The organism is Polynucleobacter rarus, assembly GCF_003072505.1.
GTDB classification, from domain to species: domain Bacteria; phylum Pseudomonadota; class Gammaproteobacteria; order Burkholderiales; family Burkholderiaceae; genus Polynucleobacter; species Polynucleobacter rarus.
On the sequence record NZ_NTGB01000001.1, the window covers coordinates 2,666,103 to 2,683,653 of the forward strand.

The 17,551-nt window shown below is 40.1% G+C and carries 18 protein-coding genes and 1 tRNA gene; 11 read left to right on the top strand and 8 right to left on the bottom strand.

Annotated features, from left to right (window positions below; genetic code table 11):
- Positions 1-10: 10 nt before the first annotated feature.
- Positions 11-1,966 (top strand): APC family permease, encoded by a 1,956-nt coding sequence (locus AOC35_RS12950; RefSeq protein ID WP_108648838.1) that lies wholly within the window; start codon positions 11-13, stop codon positions 1,964-1,966.
- A 180-nt stretch (positions 1,967-2,146) separates the two neighbouring features.
- Here the strand turns inward: AOC35_RS12950 and AOC35_RS12955 are convergent, their stop codons facing one another.
- A complete protein-coding gene (locus AOC35_RS12955) occupies positions 2,147-2,467 on the bottom strand; it encodes a helix-turn-helix domain-containing protein (RefSeq protein ID WP_108647641.1) in 321 nt (106 codons plus the stop codon).
- Positions 2,454-2,840 carry a type II toxin-antitoxin system RelE/ParE family toxin gene (locus AOC35_RS12960; RefSeq protein ID WP_108647643.1) on the bottom strand — a complete coding sequence of 129 codons (387 nt, stop codon included), beginning with the start codon at positions 2,838-2,840 and terminating at the stop codon, positions 2,454-2,456. The genes AOC35_RS12955 and AOC35_RS12960 overlap by 14 nt, the downstream gene beginning before the upstream one ends.
- Positions 2,841-3,403: 563 nt before the next feature.
- Here AOC35_RS12960 and AOC35_RS12965 point away from each other — a divergent pair.
- From AOC35_RS12965 to sorB, 5 genes are all read left to right on the top strand, one after another.
- Entirely contained in the window at positions 3,404-3,646 is a 243-nt protein-coding gene (locus tag AOC35_RS12965; protein WP_108647645.1) for an AbrB/MazE/SpoVT family DNA-binding domain-containing protein, read from the top strand.
- Entirely contained in the window at positions 3,646-3,987 is a 342-nt protein-coding gene (gene mazF / locus AOC35_RS12970) for an endoribonuclease MazF (protein WP_108647647.1), read from the top strand. Before AOC35_RS12965 ends, mazF begins: the two co-directional genes overlap by 1 nt.
- Positions 3,967-4,041, top strand: a tRNA-OTHER gene (locus AOC35_RS15570). Before mazF ends, AOC35_RS15570 begins: the two co-directional genes overlap by 21 nt.
- 397 nt (positions 4,042-4,438) lie before the next feature.
- On the top strand, positions 4,439-5,659 hold the full coding sequence (sorA, locus tag AOC35_RS12975; protein ID WP_108647650.1) for a SorA family sulfite dehydrogenase catalytic subunit: 1,221 nt from the start codon (positions 4,439-4,441) through the stop codon (positions 5,657-5,659).
- 10 nt (positions 5,660-5,669) lie between these two features.
- Positions 5,670-5,981 (top strand): SorB family sulfite dehydrogenase c-type cytochrome subunit, encoded by a 312-nt coding sequence (sorB, locus tag AOC35_RS12980; protein WP_108647652.1) that lies wholly within the window; start codon positions 5,670-5,672, stop codon positions 5,979-5,981.
- Between the two features lie 265 nt (positions 5,982-6,246).
- Here sorB and AOC35_RS12985 read toward each other — a convergent pair whose 3' ends face one another.
- On the bottom strand, positions 6,247-7,677 hold the full coding sequence (locus AOC35_RS12985) for a carbohydrate porin (protein ID WP_108647654.1): 1,431 nt from the start codon (positions 7,675-7,677) through the stop codon (positions 6,247-6,249).
- A gap of 490 nt (positions 7,678-8,167) precedes the next feature.
- On the opposite strand from AOC35_RS12985, the gene AOC35_RS12995 reads away from it, so the two are divergent.
- From AOC35_RS12995 to AOC35_RS13010, 4 genes are all read left to right on the top strand, one after another.
- Entirely contained in the window at positions 8,168-8,674 is a 507-nt protein-coding gene (locus tag AOC35_RS12995; RefSeq protein WP_108647658.1) for a TspO/MBR family protein, read from the top strand.
- A 182-nt stretch (positions 8,675-8,856) separates the two neighbouring features.
- Complete coding sequence (locus AOC35_RS13000; RefSeq protein WP_108647660.1) at positions 8,857-9,363, top strand: HPP family protein; 507 nt, start codon at positions 8,857-8,859, stop codon at positions 9,361-9,363.
- Between the two features lie 228 nt (positions 9,364-9,591).
- On the top strand, positions 9,592-10,593 hold the full coding sequence (locus AOC35_RS13005; protein WP_108647662.1) for a Bug family tripartite tricarboxylate transporter substrate binding protein: 1,002 nt from the start codon (positions 9,592-9,594) through the stop codon (positions 10,591-10,593).
- A 1-nt stretch (position 10,594) separates the two neighbouring features.
- Positions 10,595-11,683: an alpha/beta hydrolase gene (locus tag AOC35_RS13010; RefSeq protein ID WP_108647665.1), complete on the top strand. Its 1,089-nt coding sequence runs from the start codon at positions 10,595-10,597 to the stop codon at positions 11,681-11,683.
- A gap of 171 nt (positions 11,684-11,854) precedes the next feature.
- Here the strand turns inward: AOC35_RS13010 and AOC35_RS13015 are convergent, their stop codons facing one another.
- Together AOC35_RS13015 and AOC35_RS13020 are read right to left on the bottom strand one after the other, a co-directional pair.
- Positions 11,855-12,256, bottom strand: a complete 402-nt coding sequence (locus AOC35_RS13015; RefSeq protein WP_159077587.1) for a BLUF domain-containing protein — start codon at positions 12,254-12,256, stop codon at positions 11,855-11,857.
- Positions 12,257-12,394: 138 nt separating this feature from the next.
- A complete protein-coding gene (locus AOC35_RS13020; protein WP_108647669.1) occupies positions 12,395-12,802 on the bottom strand; it encodes a GNAT family N-acetyltransferase in 408 nt (135 codons plus the stop codon).
- Positions 12,803-13,224: 422 nt separating this feature from the next.
- On the opposite strand from AOC35_RS13020, the gene AOC35_RS13025 reads away from it, so the two are divergent.
- Positions 13,225-14,340: an alpha/beta hydrolase gene (locus tag AOC35_RS13025; RefSeq protein ID WP_245898516.1), complete on the top strand. Its 1,116-nt coding sequence runs from the start codon at positions 13,225-13,227 to the stop codon at positions 14,338-14,340.
- A 258-nt stretch (positions 14,341-14,598) separates the two neighbouring features.
- Here AOC35_RS13025 and AOC35_RS13035 read toward each other — a convergent pair whose 3' ends face one another.
- From AOC35_RS13035 to pstS, 3 genes are read right to left on the bottom strand one after another with little or no spacing between them, the layout of a single operon-like run.
- On the bottom strand, positions 14,599-15,933 hold the full coding sequence (locus AOC35_RS13035; RefSeq protein ID WP_108647674.1) for a carbohydrate porin: 1,335 nt from the start codon (positions 15,931-15,933) through the stop codon (positions 14,599-14,601).
- A 47-nt stretch (positions 15,934-15,980) separates the two neighbouring features.
- Positions 15,981-16,406: a hypothetical protein gene (locus AOC35_RS13040; RefSeq protein WP_108647677.1), complete on the bottom strand. Its 426-nt coding sequence runs from the start codon at positions 16,404-16,406 to the stop codon at positions 15,981-15,983.
- A complete protein-coding gene (gene pstS, locus AOC35_RS13045; RefSeq protein ID WP_159077588.1) occupies positions 16,403-17,440 on the bottom strand; it encodes a phosphate ABC transporter substrate-binding protein PstS in 1,038 nt (345 codons plus the stop codon). Before pstS ends, AOC35_RS13040 begins: the two co-directional genes overlap by 4 nt.
- Positions 17,441-17,551: the final 111 nt, after the last annotated feature.

Below are 17,551 nucleotides of genomic sequence, written 5' to 3' on the forward strand. Positions count from 1 at the left end.
AGAGGTCATGATGGAAAAGATTATTAATTTTTTTAGAGGCAAAGCCTTAGATCCGATGGATCCAAAGACTCGCCATGCAATCTCAATTATTCCTTTACTGGCATGGGTGGGATTAGGAGCAGACGGACTGTCATCCTCTTGCTATGGTCCAGAGGAGGCATTCTTGGCTTTGGGCGCTAATCATAATTTAGCGCTGTTCTTGGCGATGGCTACTGCTGTAACCGTTTTTATTATTGCACTTGGCTACAACCAAATTATTGAACTCTTTCCTACTGGGGGTGGTGGATATAAAGTTGCTACAGCATTACTTGGTTCTAAAGCGGGCTTAATTTCTGGATCAGCTCTATTGGTTGACTATGTATTAACGATTGCTATTTCTCTTGCAAGCGGAGTTGATGCGGCATTTAGTTTGGTGCCGCCAGAGTATCAAGACTATAAATTGATCATTGAATTGGGCTTAGTAGTGTTCATGATCTTTTTGAACTTTAGAGGCATTAAAGAGTCAATCTTGATTTTGTTGCCAATCTTTTTAGGTTTTTGTATTACCCATGCCATTCTGATCGCTTACGGTATTGGTATTCATGCGCCTGAGCTTGGCAATCTATTTCCTAATGCGATCTCCGAAGCTAATGCACTGGGCTCTAATTTAGGTTGGATTATGGTTGCATCCTTATTCTTAAAAGCCTACTCATTAGGTGGCGGTACCTATACAGGCTTAGAGGCAGTATCTAATAATGTGAACACACTAGCTGAGCCAAAAGTACCTCATGGAAAAAGAACCATGTGGTACCTAGCATTTTCTTTGGCAATTACTGCTGGCGGCATCATTTTGTTGTACATGCTTTGGGGGTCACAGAAAGTAGATGGACAAACTCTCAACGCAACAGCATTTGGCGCAATTATTAATCACCTTAATCCAAATGGCGGCGGTGTTAACGATATTGCTTTAGCTGTTGTTCTCTTGCTTGAGGCTGGCTTATTATTCGTTGCCGCTCAGGCGGGATTCTTAGATGGCCCAACAGTGCTCTCTAATATGGCCACTGACTATTGGGTACCAAGACAGTTTCGCGAGCTATCAAGCCGCTTGGTAAGGCAGAATGGTATCTTGGTCATGGGCATTGCCGCATTTTTGATTTTGATTTTTACAGGTGGTTCAGTAGCTACATTAGTAGTGCTTTACAGTATTAATGTGTTCTTAACATTTAGCTTGTCCTTGTTTGGTATGTCAGTTTATTGGGTGAAGCACAGTAAAGATGCTGGCTGGATTAGACACTTCTTATTAAGTGCATTGGGATTTGTGGTGACAGCTTCTATTCTTGCTATCACCATCAGTGAAAAGCTATTTGAAGGTGGCTGGTTAACCATCCTTGTCACTTCGGTAGTGGTAGTTCTCTGCCTCTTGACGAGAAAGCACTACGAGAACTTTAGGGTTCAATTATCAAAAGCAGATGAAGCCTTTCCAGACCTACCAGCAGGAAATTCTGTAACACCACTGCAGATAGATAAATCAATGCCTGCCGCTATCGTGTTGGTTAGTCGTCATCGTGGCGCTAGTATGCATGCTTTGATGTGGGCGATGAGATTATTTCCTCACTATAAGAATTATGTATTCGTTGCAGTGGGTGAAGTAGATGCTACCAGCTTTGAAGGCCATCAAAAAATGGAAGAACTCAAAGAGAAGATGGAAAAGTCGATGTCTTACTATGTTGATTTCTGTCATCAACATGGATTGGCCGCAACTTCAAAAATTGGATTTGGTACCGACCCAATCAAAGAGTTTATGAAGCTCACAGACGAGGCTTATGTGGAATTTCCAAACGAGAGCGTTTGCTTCTCTAGTAAGCTACTCTTGGCTAAAGCAAACTTCTTTACTAAATTCTTGCATAACCAGACTCCATTAGAGATTCAAGAGCGTTTGCACTTTAGCGGCCGTCAAATGATCCTATTACCAATGCGGGTAGGTTAAGAAAAATTAATGAAAGTTAAAACCATCCTTCGGGGTGGTGTTATTTTGTCCTTTAAAAGGACACTTCATGTATGGGGTTCACCGACCACAACAAGGACATCACATCCTTGTGTCAGTCAAATCCCTATCACACTACCAAACCTATTCCTTCAAGTTTGCAAAATTTAGTAATGATTAGACTTAAATTAGGGCTTCAATCCCTTTATTTTTTAATATAGAAAGCAGTTTAAGTGAAGGACCGCTTGGTTTCTTTTCGCCAGTTTCCCACTTTTGTATTGTAGACGTGCTTGTATTTAGAACAGCCGCAAAAACAGCTTGGCTAAGGCGTTCTTTTGTTCTTAATTGTTTGATGACTTTAGGTTGAAAAGCTTTCACTTCTAAACTCTTTAATGCATCAAATTCAGCCATTTGTTTTTTATTGATTACTCCACTTTTTTTGAGATCAGCAAAGGTTTCCTGCATTTCTTCAATGATGCGGCTATTCTTTTTAAGTGTGGTCATGATTTACCTCTATTAGTGATTTCTCTAGAATTAACTTATTAATTTCATTGCTTGATAGACCAAGCAATACTTCAGCAATCTTTTGTAAATTCGCAAGTTCAACATCGTTGATATTAGCTCGTTCGTTTTTTGTAAAGGCAAAAATAAAAAACCAATGTTCACTGAGCTTGGTTGCAACGATCGTTCTGGCGCCGCGACTCTTTCCCCTATTACCAATAGCTACTCGTTTCTTATAAACATTACCGCCTAAGTCAGCTTCATATAGCCCCTTTTCTATTTCCTTAACCGCTACTAGCAAGTCCGTATCAGAAAGATCCGACTTGTTAAACCACTTAGAAAAAGCTTTTGTTTTGAAGATACGTTTTTTTGCCATGTTCGTAATATAGCACTAAGTGGTATAGATATCAACCGCTTAATTAATGCTGATTTAATGTCCTTTTAAAGGACAGGTCTTCATTGTGGCGCCTCAATAATTATATTAACTTATAGTTCGACTCCTATTAATGAAACAAGCTCATTTCTTTATTTGATTGTAGTAACTAAACCAATTTGTAATCCTTGTGTAAGTCAAATCCCACTATCCCACCACGAAGTTATGTAATCCCTGCGTTGGTCAAAATAACTAAACCAAATCAATGCCATAGAATCACCTATCCAAGCAGTGCGCACAAAGTTTCGATATGGTGGGGTTACCTTGGCATCTTTGAAGCGATGTCGAGTCTAGCAAGGGAGTTGAAAATCCTTGTGTCGGTGGTTCAAATACGCTCTGAGCAACCAAACCACCTTCGGGTGGTTTTTTTTATTAACCCTAGTAACATTAAATTTAAAAATAAATGGTGAACGATAGTTATCTTTACTTCAAAATCTTCAACTAGGAAGTACTAATGTTGACATTTCTCATTCGAGTATATACAATGTAGAAACATGGGGGATAAAATGCAAGCAATCATCAAAAAGTGGGGCAACAGCCCGGCATTAAGAATTTCAGGTTCTATCATGGAGATGGCAAATCTAAAATTGGAACAGGCGGTTAATATAAATGTGCTGAAAGGTAAAATTATCATTGAACCTATTTCGCCTAAACAACCTAGCCTTGAGGAAATGTTAGCTGGTATTACTCAAAGCAACCTCCATGCAGAAGAAAATTTTGGTCCTGCAGTTGGAAAGGAAATTTTATAGTGCCTAAAAATTACGTTCCAGATGCAGGCGATGTGGTGTGGCTAGAATTTGATCCTCAAGCAGGACGAGAGCAAGCTGGCCATCGACCCGCTTTGGTCTTAAGTCCCGCAATTTACAATGATAAAGTGAGTTTGGCAATCTGTTGTCCGTTATCAACAAAAGTAAAAGGATATCCATTTGAGGTTGAAATAGAAATGGGTAAAACAACGAGTGTAGTTTTATCTGATCAGGTTAAATCTTTAGATTGGCGAGAACGTAAAGCAAAATTCAAATCTAAAATAACACCCGCTCAACTGAATAAAGTACGTCAAAACATAAAAGTGTTGCTTTCTATCGAGTAGCTGACACAAGGATTGAAAATCCTTGTGTCGGTGGTTCGATTCCGCCCCGGGCCACTATTAAGTGGTTATTCAACAACTCCACTTTGGCACATTTGATGCCGTTTGGGTGGGAGCGTCCATCCCATTGGTATAAAGTGTAAAGTATGTCTCAGGTCATACACTCAAAATATTAGAGGTGGTCCAAAGAATATCTAGTGTTGGTCGCGGTCTGGCACTATTTCCTTTAGATATTCACATATTAAATCGTCCTTTTAAAGGACAGCTATGAACGAGGGGATTTGTCATCCTTGTGTTGGTCAAGTGTTGATTTAAGCGATACTCATCTATGGTTGGCACTCCTAATGTCGTTTAAAACGAAATTTTTAATGCTCGATGAGGGTAATCACTAATGTATACTTCTAAAAAAGTTGTATTCTAAGATCAGCCTAAAAATAGTATGAAGGAGACTTCTATGAATTCAGAAAACTTTTCCAATAGACGCAAAGTCATTGCAACGGCATTGGCTGGTGGAGCCAGTTCTTTATTGCCATCCTGGGTCTTGGGGGTAGAAAGAACTAATTTGCCCCTTGCCTATGGCGAGCGTGAACTCATGGCCTTTCCAGAAAAGAAGCCGATGATTGTGCTGACTTCTAGACCGCCGCAATTAGAAACTCCATTTAAGTATTTCGACAATCATCTAATTACGCCAAACGATGAATTCTTTGTGCGCTATCACATGGCCGGGATTCCAACATCCATTGACCCTAATACTTATAGATTAAAAGTGGGTGGCAATGTAGAAAAGCCTTTAGAGATTTCTCTAGAGTCTTTAAAGAAAAACTTTCCATCTCAACGCATTGTTGCTGTTAATCAATGCTCTGGTAATAGTCGTGGCTTGTTTGAGCCTAGAGTGAATGGTGGGCAACTTGGTAATGGCGCGATGGGTAATGCCGCTTGGGTTGGTGTTGCCTTAAAGGATATTTTGAAGGCGGCCAATCCTAGTCGCGGCGCCAAGCAAGTGACCTTTGATGGCTTAGATCAACCAGTATTGCCAAGTGATTCTGATTTTGTAAAAGGTTTGGATATTGACCACGCGATGGATGGCAATGTCATGGTTGCCTATCAAATGAATGGAACAGATATTCCTTTCTTAAATGGTTATCCAATCAAGTTAATTGTTCCCGGCTATTACGGCACTTACTGGGTTAAGCATCTTAGTGAAATTAAAGTGGTTGATGATGTATACAACGGTTATTGGATGAATCCTGCTTATCGCATTCCCGATAACGATTGTAATTGCGTTGATCCTGGAACGGCCCCTTCTAAAACGATTCCAATTAATCAATTTACGATTCGCTCATTCATTACTAACTTTACCGACAACAGCATCGTGACGGTTGGAAAGCCTGTACAAGCCCGAGGCATTGCCTTTGATGCTGGCTATGGAATAAAGAGTGTTTTGTTCTCGCAGGACAATGGACAAAATTGGACAGAGGCAAGATTAGGCCAAGATTTGGGTCGCTTCTCATTTAGAGAGTGGCGCATTGAATTTACGCCAAAACAAAAAGGGACACTGGACTTGAGGGTTAGAGCATTTAATCATGCTGGCCAAGTTCAGCCGATGACTGCAAGCTGGATGCCGGCTGGCTATATGCGAAATATTGTTGAGACTGTCAAAGTCACAGCGGTTTAAGGAGAAGAATATGAAAAAAATAATTCTGCTTCTAAGTGCTCTTACTTTGGCACAAATGGTACAAGCTAAAACAATTGAGTTGCCGGCCGATACTGTTTTATGGCGACCATCAGATTTGCCGGGCTATCAGTTGACTTTACAGAAATGCTCTACCTGTCACTCTTCTCACTATGCAGAATATCAACCTCCCAATACTGGAGTTGGCTATTGGAATGCTCAGGTATTGAGGATGAAAAATGTATTTAAGGCACCCATTACTGATGAGGAAGTTCCAGTCATAGTCGACTACCTTAATAAGACTTATGGGGCAAACAGAAAATAAGGATTGGTTTCCCTGTGTCGGTGGTTCGATTTCGCCACGGGCCGTCAAGAATCACAAGGCCCACTTGTTGGGCTGTTTATATTAGAAGTTGTTGATGGAGCTTCTATCTAGCGTCTAGCGCGCTCAGTCAAACTTCACAGTTCCAATCCGTCAATCAGGATTTCATCACTTTGGTTCTAGACAGGGGTCTCTGGTTCATGACTTTTCCTTTTAAAAGATACTTTAATTAGTCATCCTATGGTTAGACAAATTGTTTAAAACGACATTACATCTCAATATGCGCCCTTATTCCGAAGAAACTGATTGGTCCCCGAGAGGAGTTATAAGCTGGATTAGATATATATTGAAAGTCAGCCGTAAGAAAAAGATTTTTAAATACATGAGCACTATAGTAGGCTTCTAAAATTTGTTCAGGCTTATAATTTAAGGCGCCATCTCCAATGAAGGCAGTGTAGCCACCTTGTTGAAGATAGTTAATTTGTGAGCTAGAAATGGCGTTTACAGCATATCCAATACCAAAAGTATCTTCTGATCTTTTCCAACCCGTGCCTTTAATACTCACTCCAGCAGATAAAGAACTACTGATATCTAAGGTTTGTGTTTCCGTCTTTCCTGGATTCCAACTCCACCGCGCAAATAGACCAACATCATGATTGATTGCTTGTTCTAAATTAATCCCATATCCCAATGATTCTTGACCTGTCTTACGAACACTAAAAACATCAGGGGTCGTATTTGTTTGTTGCGCCACATTTAAGGCATCTTGATAGGTTCCCATCAAGGCATGCTGTTGGTAAATGAGCGCTCTAATTGCTCCGCGTTGTCCTAAAATATTATGTTCATGTGTAAGTTCTATCTGATTGGTGTAATCACTCGTGAGGCTATAGTCAAGTTGTTCCGTATTCGGTATGGTAGGAACAGCCAACCTAGCTACTTTTACAATCCAATCATCTTGATACCACTCTAATACCGCTCCATAGGTAAATCCTTTGGTATCTGCAGCATACCCATATGCACCCATAGAAAAAAGCGCAAAGTTTTGAAACTGTGTTCTTGGGTCATGGCTATAGGTATTTTGGTCAAAAAAATCTAAAGTCGCAAATTTCCCATAACTGATCACTATTCTATTTTTATCATAGTTGTCAGCGAGTTGATTTTGACCACTTTCCGAGCGTTGCTTTTCACCACCTAAGCCAATAATTTGGCGGAAAAAAGCTCGAGCGGTATAGTAAACAGGCGGCGCAAAAGCACCTTTTTGTAGCTCACCATTTTGGAATCCTCCAAGACCCGTCAGCTGGCCTCCAAAGGGAACACCTTCAAACATCTCAGGGTTGTAAAATAGTTCTCCCCCTTGCCATAATTTAGCCCCAAGAAATAGTGTGGCACTCAAGGTATAACTTTTTTCACCATTCCCTTCAGTAGCATTCAAGAGACTATTTTGGCCATTGTAAGAAGAGTAGAAGTTATTTTTCTGCTGCACTATGTAGGTAGATTGACCATGAATGCTCCATCCTCCTTGAACTTCCTCAAAGTTTGTTGAATTAATTAACTTTGGAGAGTCATCGACAGGAGATACAGCTAAAAAAATGATGTTTTTACCATCAAGTGATTCTGCTTCAACAGTACTAGAGAGTAAGCATATACATGCCCAGGTAATGACTGTAGCAAAAAACAACTTAAATGGAAAAATTAACATTAGTAATGAATTTAATAAATGAGAACTATTCTTATCTTAACATGCAATTGATAATCATTCGTATTAAGAAATTTCATTTAGATTTTCGTTTCGCCAAGTGGCTTAGATGGATGATTGAAAATCCTTGTGTCGGTGGTTCGATACCGCCTCGGGCCACCAAAATCAAATGGTATGACCCGGTCACATTGTTTACACAATGTACCGGGCACATACTTTACACTTTTTCCGATCACATTCCAATTACTTTGGAACCATGTTCTATAGTTATAATCCGTAAGTCAGGATTCAGCTACTCTGGTTCTAGACTGGGGTATCAGGTTAGTGACATGTCCTTTAAAAGTAAGCCTGATGATGGGAGGTCATTCCTGTGTCAAATAAGCGCCGATTGAATTGATTCGTAATAAGTCGTGGCGCATTAATCTAGAAATAGTTTTTAATATTTCCAAGGCGCATAATTAATATTCAATCAATAATAAATTTTCAGAAAAACATGAATATAGAATGGTTACTAGACTATAAACCCATCATTTTCTCGGTAGTTTGGGGTATTGTCTTAGCTATTGGGGGTGCCTGGGCTACGGATATTGGTGAGTGGTATAAAAAACTCCAACAACCTCGATGGAAGCCGCCCGATTGGCTTTTTGGTCCGATGTGGACAACGATCTTTATATGTGCAGGGACTTCTTTTGTAAAAGCATACAATCGTGCGCCCGATGATGAAACTATCCGGATATTGATAATCCTGTTTATCGTGAACGGCTTATTGAACCTAGTTTGGAGTATTTTATATTTCCGGATGCGCCGTCCTGACTGGGCACTAATTGAAGCAGTTAGTTTATGGTTATCCGTATTAGCAATCCTGCTTGCTCCAAGATCGTATTCCCCCATTTCCAGTTGGTTGATTGCACCATATCTGCTTTGGGTAACAATAGCCATGTTTTTGAACTGGACTAATGTGAAATTAAATGGACCATTTGATCAGCAAAAAGCAAAATAACAATCTTTAGTTTTTCCAAAGTAATTAATCAGCGTCTAATTGATAGAAGCTTAAACTTTGTCTGGTGAACGTCCTTTTAAAGGACAAGATAGAGTGCGGAGTAAAATTAATGATGCTTTCAGGACTAATACAAATTCTTTAGTATTAATTAAAAACGAAAAAAAAAATCCTCGAATTATTTAATGAAAACCATATTACTAAGAGCACTTTGGGTCTCTATTGGCGCTAGTGTAGCAATTACTTTAGCGTTACTTGCAACGAAAGCAACCACGCCTTTTTTACTTGCTTCATTAGGCGGTACTACATTATTTTTGTTCGGTCTATCGACAACGCCTGCCGCACAACCAAGAGCAGTTTTTGGTGGTCACCTATTTAGCAGCTTGATTGGAATTATATTTGTTCAGTACTTTGGAGATGCTACTTGGGTTTCGGTCACGGCAGTCGTGATAACGATTTGTGTTTTACTTCTTACTCGAACAGTTCATCCTCCAGCTGGCGCAAATCCACTGATCATGATTCAAGCACATGCTAACTTTAGCCACATAGGATTAACCGTATTAGTTGGTATTAGCATCATTACATTTGTTGCATGGATTTGGAGTCGCTTAGGCTTTGGAACAAAAACATATCCAGTTTCGTGGACTCAGCCTTCACCACCAACGATAAACTGGAGTATTTGGGGTGAATAGGATTAACAACCTGGAGTTTTTCGATTCCGCCTCGGGCAGCGAAGAAATACTAAAACCAGACTAGAATTTCAATAGGAAATTTAGACGTGGTCCAAAAAAGTCATAGACCAAAAAAAGAAACAATAGACATAATCGGTTCATTAGAAAAATGTTAAAGTATTAAAAATATTAAAAAATCTATTCCAATACTTTTCTGTATGGAAAAAGATAAATAATGAAGGAGACACTTTGAACCCGAGTTGTGGAGTTGGCTCACTATTGCGCTGTTATGTAAAACATTGGCAAAAGTTTTTTCTATGCATGTTGATTGTCTTGAGTGGACCTATTGGCGCACAAGAGTTTCCCAATAAACCCGTGCGTATTTTTGGTCATGGCCCAGGCAGTACTGCGGATTATTTGTCGAGAGTTATTGCGCAAAAGTTGTCTGAAAAATGGGGTCAACCTGTAATAGTAGACAACCGTGCAGGGGCTGGCGGTACTGTGCCTGCAGATATGGTTGCTAAAGCTCCAGCCGATGGTTACAACTTATTGATGGGCCATGCAGGTCCCATGGTGAGCTCCGTCGTTTTATATCCTAACTTACCTTATGATCCTGTAAAAGATTTAGCTGGTTTATCCATGGTTGCAACTGGAGTAACTGTAATGATGGTGCATCCAAGTATTCAAGCCAATACAGTTGCTGAGTTTATTCAATATGCAAAAAAAAGAAATGATCTCAATTTCTCATCGGCTGGCAATGGCACGATTAGCCATATAACTGGAGAATTATTTAAACAAGTTACAGGTGTAAATATGATGCATATCCCCTATAAAAGTGCTGGTGCGGGATTAACTGCTCTACTCGCTAATGAAACCCAAGTCTCTTTTTTGTCTCCAGTGACAGCTGCGGCACAGTTAAAAACAGGAAAATTAAAAGCTTTAGTTGTCTCAACAAGCGATCGATTTCCTGGCTTACCACAAGTCCCTAGCTCATCAGAAGCAGGACTGTCGGGAATGGAGGCTAAATTATGGTTTGGACTTTTTACCGCAGCAAAAACTCCTAAAGCAGTAATACAAAAATTGAATCAAGACATTACAGAAATCCTACGTCGCCCAGATGTAAAAGAACTGTTCTTGAAACAGGGTATTCAAGCATCACCTTCAACACCGGAGTCATTAGAAGATTTTGTGCAAACAGAAATTAAACGCTGGACTCCAATCATCAAAAACGCAAATATACAGGCTGACTAATATGACACAAACTACCAACGAACAGACTAAAGACCCCCGTATTGAATCTGCTATTTCCCACTGGGCGCCACGCTTTGTTGCCAATGGGGTACCGATGACAGACTTTTTAGAAGTTACTGCAAGCTTGCAACATTGGGATAATTGGTGTCAAGCTTGGTCACAAAGAGCCGCTATCCATGAAGGTTTAGGGCATGAAGCATTTAATGATGGCTATGAATATTCAGCGAGCCAACATTGGACACGTGCGGCCGTATGTTATCACTTTGGAAAATTTTTATTTGTGAACGATTTGGAGCAAATGCGCCAGGCAAATATGAAAGCTGTAGAGTGTCGTAATTTAGCCCTACCGCATTTAAAGCCACCTGGGGAAAGAGTCGCTATTCCATACCAAGGTAAATTTTTATATGGCAATTTAAGAAAACCAGTAGGTGTCTCAAATCCACCGATTGTAGTGATGTGCATGGGGCTAGACTCAGCAAAAGAAGAAATGGACGATTATGAAAATCGTTTCTTAGTTCGTGGTTTAGCAACCCTAGCTTTTGATGGACCAGGTCAGGGAGAGGGTGAGTATGATTTTCCACTTTGTCCTGAGTTTGAAGAGCCGGTAGGGGCTGTATGTGATTATTTAGAAACTCGGTCAGACATTAATTTAAACAGTATAGGGATTTGGGGAGTTTCTTTGGGTGGTCATTTAGCTCCAAGAGCAGCTTGTTTTGAAAAAAGAATTAAAGCCTGCGTAGCTCTATCGGGCGCATATCAACGCTCGGCAAATTTTGAGGGAAGACCGGTAATCAATGTTGAGGCATTTCGGGTTCGAACGAAAAGTGCCAATCTTGAAGAGGCGGGAAAAGTAGCATTACGAATGTCTTTAAAAGGGATTGCTAAAAATATTACATGTCCAATTTATATTGTTGCGGGGGATAAGGATCGCTTAACCCCTGTAGAGCAAGCAAAGTTATTGGCGGAAGAAGTTTCAGGACCATGCAAACTATCGATCATTCCGGGCGGTAATCATGTGGTGAATAATCTTTGGTATAAATATCGCGATCAAACAGCAGACTGGATGTCACGACAGTTATATGCTATCTAGGATATTTGTTTCTTGAGAGAGTGAGTAATGTCCTGAGGGTTAAATACGCTTCAACAGGCTTAAGAAATATCTTTTTCAAGGGTAAAAAAAAAGTTATTGACAAATTGACAACAGATTTTCTTAAGTATTATCTGAATGGAAGGAGTGTTTTTTAAAAGAATAAAGAAAGCTTTAGTTAGCCAGCATCTTAAAAAGTGGATGGTTGGCCGGGATTTCTAAATCTCTAACGGCTTCGACCATTTCTGGAAAATATTCGACCGCCTTCTCTGATTCAGGAAATAACATAGACCACTTGGTAAAACTTCGGTGAATAATCGGTTCTTTAGATAAGAGTTGAATATCTGTATGTCTGGTATCCCGTTGAATCTTGCTCCAGATACGTTCGATGGCGTCTTCATCACCTTCAATAACTTGAGCAAATTGCTTATTTTTATAGATCAATAAACCAGTAATATTGTATTTTTGATTATTAAGAAAGGAGTGGGCTAATAATCTCAGGTTCCCAAGTAAAGAAATTTCTACCGCCGTATTGCTGATGTAGGATAAAGAAACTAATTGTGTATTTTTGTTCATTCTCCAATTAAACCATCTTAGGAATTTTTCAACATTAGATATTACCCTTAGTAGTTTCAACAGGTTAACCTCTTGAAGAAATCGTTTGATTCCCCCTCGAGCCATAAAAAGTTACGATAGCCCACTTGTTGGGCAATTTTATTTCACGGTCTTCTTAAGAGTCCAGGCGCTTGGGTGCTGATCAAAACCAAGGGGTCTATAGTATTCGCTTGCCTTTGGGGCGGCTAATAAAACCAACCCACATTCTGGTCCGAGGCATGATTTAGTCTCCTCAATTAATCGCTTTCCAATGCCTCGCTTTTGGTATTGAATATCTACAGCTAAGTCAGATAGATAAGCAACATATGAAAAGTCTGTCAATACTCTCGAAATACCAACTAACTTATCTACGTCCCATGCTGAAACAATCAGATTGGCATGCTTGTACATATCATCAACTACTTGCCGATTATGAATCGGGCGCCTTTCCCCAAGCGTCGATCTAATGTATAGATCTATAGCTTGATCAGTAGAGATTTTGGCTGTAGTGGAATAGGTAATGTTCATCGTTTTAATTGTAATAAGTTACTAGTCTATAGAAGCAACAAAATAAAGTAAATTTAGGGGGCGGTATCTTGAATCTTAGTTTAATTCCGCCTTAAGGTTGCTAAGAACCACCAAACCCACCTACTAACGGTTTCTATTTCCTGCTTACTATTAAAGTATGAAAAGGTATGTTTACATTGGATTAGAGTTGCTTACCTAGTCAAAAATAGCAATAACTAAAGGGAAGTTAAGGGTTTTCTTCTTTCGATTCATCGAGATGCCTTTCTGGAAGTAGACTGTTTGCTTCCACACTGCTGATATTTAGAGTTTATTGCCAAGGTAATTACGGATTGAATTGAATTGAAGAGTTGCATATACTCAAGCATTGTAAATAACCGATTTGTTCCAAAAAATCAGTGGAAAAATCTTTCATAGGGCGAGATATGCAATTAAAAAAAATGAATCGTTTATGGATCTATTCACTGATTCTCCTCTTATCGTCCTGTACCAGTTTGCCTGATCAACCAGTTCGGGGCAGAAGTTTCTTTTATGTCGGTGGCAGCTATGTCGGCAGTCCCGATAAACAGATCATGCAAGGACAAATGTATGTCGAAAAACTGCAGCCCCAGCAAGTCAAGCAACCATACCCATTAGTATTGATTCACGGCGCAGCTCAAACTGCTACCAACTGGATGATGACACCCGATGGTCGAAAGGGGTGGGCTGAGCATTTTTTAGACTTGGGCTATGTGGTCTACATGGTAGACCAACCAGCGCGGGGCCGCTCGGCGTGGCATCCTGATGTGAATGGCAAATTGCGCATGTACACCGCGCCGCAAATTGAGCAACTGTTTACCGCATCAGCTACTCTGGGAAATTGGCCACAAGCTAAACTTCACACGCAGTGGCCCGGCTCGGGTAAGCGAGGAGATGCAACCTTCGATGCATTTTATGCCACACAGGTTGAGTCATTGCTGAGTGATGTTGAAACGCAGACCTTGAATCAAGCTGCAGGCGCTGCATTGCTAGATAAAATCGGCCCAGCCATTTTGTTAACGCATTCGCAGTCTGGCCCATTGGGCTGGGTCATTGCTGAGGCTAGACCGCAAAAGGTCAAAGGTATTGTGTCCATCGAGCCATCAGGACCGCCTTTTCATAATAATGCACCCGGCATGCCCAAGGCGCGTACTTGGGGAGTTGCTGATATTGCTCTTACCTATGATCCATTAGTAACAGCACCTGAGCAAATCAAAACACAAGTACAAGCGTCACCAGATGGTCAGGACTTGATTGCCTGTACTTTACAAGCTGAACCGCCACGGCAGTTAGTGAACTTCCGACAATTTCCAATTTTGGTAACGGTTTCAGAGAGTTCATACCATGCTCCTTACGATCATTGCACTGCGGCATATTTAAAACAAGCAGGTGCGACAGTTGATTTCATAAGGTTGCCAGATAAAGGTATTCGGGGCAACGGACATATGGTGATGATTGAAAAAAATAATTTAGAAATTGCTGATTTTTTACATCAATGGATAATTAGTAAGATTAGTAAATGAGTGAGCAAAACATTACTGCTTCGCTTTGGGGCGCCGTAATTGGTTGGGCGTTTATGGGTTTGTTTGGAATACCTTTAGCCGTTTATTTTGATTTACTACAGGGCTGGCGTTGGCTATCTTATCTAATCGTGCGGAAAACCTCGCTGTTCTGGGCGAGGATGAATAGCACGGACAATTTGAACTTATCACAGTTCCACGCCTGATGTTATTTCAAGGTATTACTTATTTTAGTTTTTAACGCGAAAATTTTAAAAGACATTACAGTTCAAAATGTGCCCTAATGCCAAAGATATTGACTGGACCTCGCGCCGAGTTATATGCAGGATTTGAAATACGTTGGTAATCAAGGGTTACATATAAATCCTTGTAAATTTTGGCATTGTAATAGGTCTCAAAAATTTGTTCCGAACCATAACTTAATGCCCCATCACCAATAAAAGCAGTCAAACCTCCTTGTTGAAGATATTCAATCTGTGACGAAGAAATTCCATTCACAGCAAAGCCAATACCAAGTGTGTCATTAGGCCTAGACCAATATGAGCCTTTAATGCTTACTCCACCAGAGATTGATTGACTAATATCCAAAGTCTGGGTTTCAGTCGTGCCGGGGTTCCAACTAAACCGACCAAAGACACCAATATCATCATTAATCGCTTGTTCAACATTTAAGCCAACCCCCCATGATTTGGTGGCGGATTGACGAACATTCGTGATATCAGGAGTAGAGTTTGTTTGTTGTCCAAGTATTATCGCGTTTTGATAGCCAGCCATAAAGGCCTTTTGTTGATAAAAAAGACCTCTTATTGCCCCAGGTTGACCCCAAAGCAAATGGGAACGAGTTAACTCAATTTGATCACCATAGTTTTCAGTCAGAGAGTAATCAAGCTCAGCGGTATTCGGCACAGTTGGCAATGCCAGTCGAGCAAATTTTAAAATATAGTCATTGTGATACCACTCAACTACCGCACCATAGGTGTATCCTTTAGTGTCAGCAGCATAACCATAAGCACCCATTGAGAAAATCGCAAAGTTTTGAAACTGAGTTCTTGGATCATGACTATAAATATTGTCATCAAAAATATCCAAGGTTGAAAATTTTCCATAAGTAAAAACAAGTCGATTTTTGTCAATATTTCCAGCTAATTGATTCGCGTCACTCTCAACACTTTCTTTGCCACCACCCAATCCAATAGTCTGACGAATGAAAGCTCGAGCGGTATAGTAAATTGGAGGAGCAAATGCACCTTTTTGTAATTCACCATTATAAAAACCACCTAAACCAGTAAGTTGCCCACTAAAGGGAGTGCCTTCAAACATCTCCCCATTCCAATAAACCTCAGCACCTTCCCAAAGTCTTGTTCCCACAAATGCCGTAGCACTTAAAGAGTAACTTTTTAAACCATCACCCTCAGATTTATTCAATAAACTGTTTTGCCCATAATAAGATGAACGAAAGTTATTTTTTTGTTGTGCGATATAAGTCGCTTGTCCGTGAAAGCTCCATTGCTCGGTATCACTTTCAATGGAAATTTCATCATCAACTGAAGACTCATCGTTAATGGACGATTGTGCTGATACTATTTGAGGCTGCAAAGATATGACGCCAATTGACAAAAAAAGGAAAAGGCAAGCGAATTTGCTCACCACTTTGAACTACCTACAACATTCAAGTTGACTTCGGGATAGCCTTCATCTACTTGCTTACAACGAATGACGATAGGAATCCATGAATCAAAAACATTAGAGGTATTAAGTAGAGCAAGGGCTTGTAATGAGATCACTCTTGTGAGTTGTCCATTATTTTCATTCTCATTAAAGATAGCGCTGAGTGAAGTGCTATCTAACCAACGTAACTCTTTATAATCTAAAGATTTTTTAACATAGCGGGAGGTAGCCGTCATGCAGGCAACAATTTCAGGTCGCTCACCTTGAATAATGAGACTCTTAAAATCCTTAGAGACACGAAAGGTTGTTGGTGTTCCGCCGGACCAAACAATTTGACTAAAAATGGTTAAGCAGGTGAATAGACTTAATGTTATTAGGCGCAGAGATTTTTTCTTGGTCATTTGAGCACCGGATTACCTTTGGAATCTGTAAGTACTTTCCATGAGCTCTTGATTCTCCTTAGTAAAGTCGGATCTGAAATACTGATATAGCCACCATCAATACTCTTGCTACTTGAAAAAATCCAATCAAAAAAATCTAAAGTTTTTATGATCTCTAAACGATCGTTATTCGTGCGATGAATAAGCACATATGAAATGGCTACAATTGGCCAGCTATTGGAGCCCGGTAAATTAGTTAGGGATTCATAGTAGCTAGGCCGCTTCCATGATGCTTGATTAAATGCTCGTCTAAAAGAATCAATGTTCGGGATGACAAAATCACCATCTTTATTTTGAAGGCTGACAGTGGTGAGTTTGAATCGCTCCGCATAAAGATATTCAACATAGCCGATGGCCCCTTCTAATTCAAATACTTTTTTGGCGATGCCCTCATTCCCAATTTGCCCCTCTCCAACTGGCCAACGTAAATAAGAGCCCATCCCTAGAGATTTTTGCCAGTCATCACTAACTTTAGATAAATAGCCTGAAAATGTGAAGGTGGTTCCAGAACCATCTTTGCGATGTATGACATGAATCGGTAAATGTGTCAGCAAAAGAGAGGGATTAAGACTTTGAATACGAGAGTCATCCCAAAAAGTGATTTTGCCTAAATAAATATCTGCCAACACCTTTCCAGTTAACTTGAATTCACCCGCTCGAACATTTGGCAGGTTGATAACGGGAGTAATACCACCGGCAACTAAAGGAAACTGGAGTAAGTCATCCTGAGATAGTTCTGACTTAGTTAGTCCAATGTCCGTTACGGCAAAGTCTACAGTCCTTGCCGTAACGCGTTTGATGCCCTCTGCGGATCCTAGTCCTAAATAGCTAACTTTGACAGAATGATTCTCTTCATATCCAGAAATCCATTGCTTCAAAATAGGCAAAGGAAAGGTTGCTCCAGCACCACTTATTTCTGTAGCAGCATAGGTGTACTGACAAATCATCATTGAAAAGAAGAGTACGGCAGCAAAGGAGCTTTGTATATTAATCATGGGCAAAATCACGATAATTTTATATAGTAAGCCAAGGTTATGACTTTTTGATGAATCAAGGGCTGATTAATAGAGCCCTCTTGATCGTGTCCTCAACACCTTGTGTCGGTG

Bases quoted from the DNA above. Each gene is read 5' to 3' on its own strand.
- AOC35_RS12950 (WP_108648838.1), top strand. From the start codon at position 11: ATGGAAAAGATTATTAATTTTTTTAGAGGCAAAGCCTTAGATCCGATG.
- AOC35_RS12955 (WP_108647641.1), bottom strand. From the start codon at position 2,467: ATGACCACACTTAAAAAGAATAGCCGCATCATTGAAGAAATGCAGGAA.
- AOC35_RS12960 (WP_108647643.1), bottom strand. From the start codon at position 2,840: ATGGCAAAAAAACGTATCTTCAAAACAAAAGCTTTTTCTAAGTGGTTT.
- AOC35_RS12965 (WP_108647645.1), top strand. From the start codon at position 3,404: ATGCAAGCAATCATCAAAAAGTGGGGCAACAGCCCGGCATTAAGAATT.
- sorA (WP_108647650.1), top strand. From the start codon at position 4,439: ATGAATTCAGAAAACTTTTCCAATAGACGCAAAGTCATTGCAACGGCA.
- sorB (WP_108647652.1), top strand. From the start codon at position 5,670: ATGAAAAAAATAATTCTGCTTCTAAGTGCTCTTACTTTGGCACAAATG.
- AOC35_RS12985 (WP_108647654.1), bottom strand. From the start codon at position 7,677: ATGTTAATTTTTCCATTTAAGTTGTTTTTTGCTACAGTCATTACCTGG.
- AOC35_RS12995 (WP_108647658.1), top strand. From the start codon at position 8,168: ATGAATATAGAATGGTTACTAGACTATAAACCCATCATTTTCTCGGTA.
- AOC35_RS13000 (WP_108647660.1), top strand. From the start codon at position 8,857: ATGAAAACCATATTACTAAGAGCACTTTGGGTCTCTATTGGCGCTAGT.
- AOC35_RS13010 (WP_108647665.1), top strand. From the start codon at position 10,595: ATGACACAAACTACCAACGAACAGACTAAAGACCCCCGTATTGAATCT.
- AOC35_RS13015 (WP_159077587.1), bottom strand. From the start codon at position 12,256: ATGAACAAAAATACACAATTAGTTTCTTTATCCTACATCAGCAATACG.
- AOC35_RS13020 (WP_108647669.1), bottom strand. From the start codon at position 12,802: ATGAACATTACCTATTCCACTACAGCCAAAATCTCTACTGATCAAGCT.
- AOC35_RS13025 (WP_245898516.1), top strand. From the start codon at position 13,225: ATGCAATTAAAAAAAATGAATCGTTTATGGATCTATTCACTGATTCTC.
- AOC35_RS13040 (WP_108647677.1), bottom strand. From the start codon at position 16,406: ATGACCAAGAAAAAATCTCTGCGCCTAATAACATTAAGTCTATTCACC.
- pstS (WP_159077588.1), bottom strand. From the start codon at position 17,440: ATGATTAATATACAAAGCTCCTTTGCTGCCGTACTCTTCTTTTCAATG.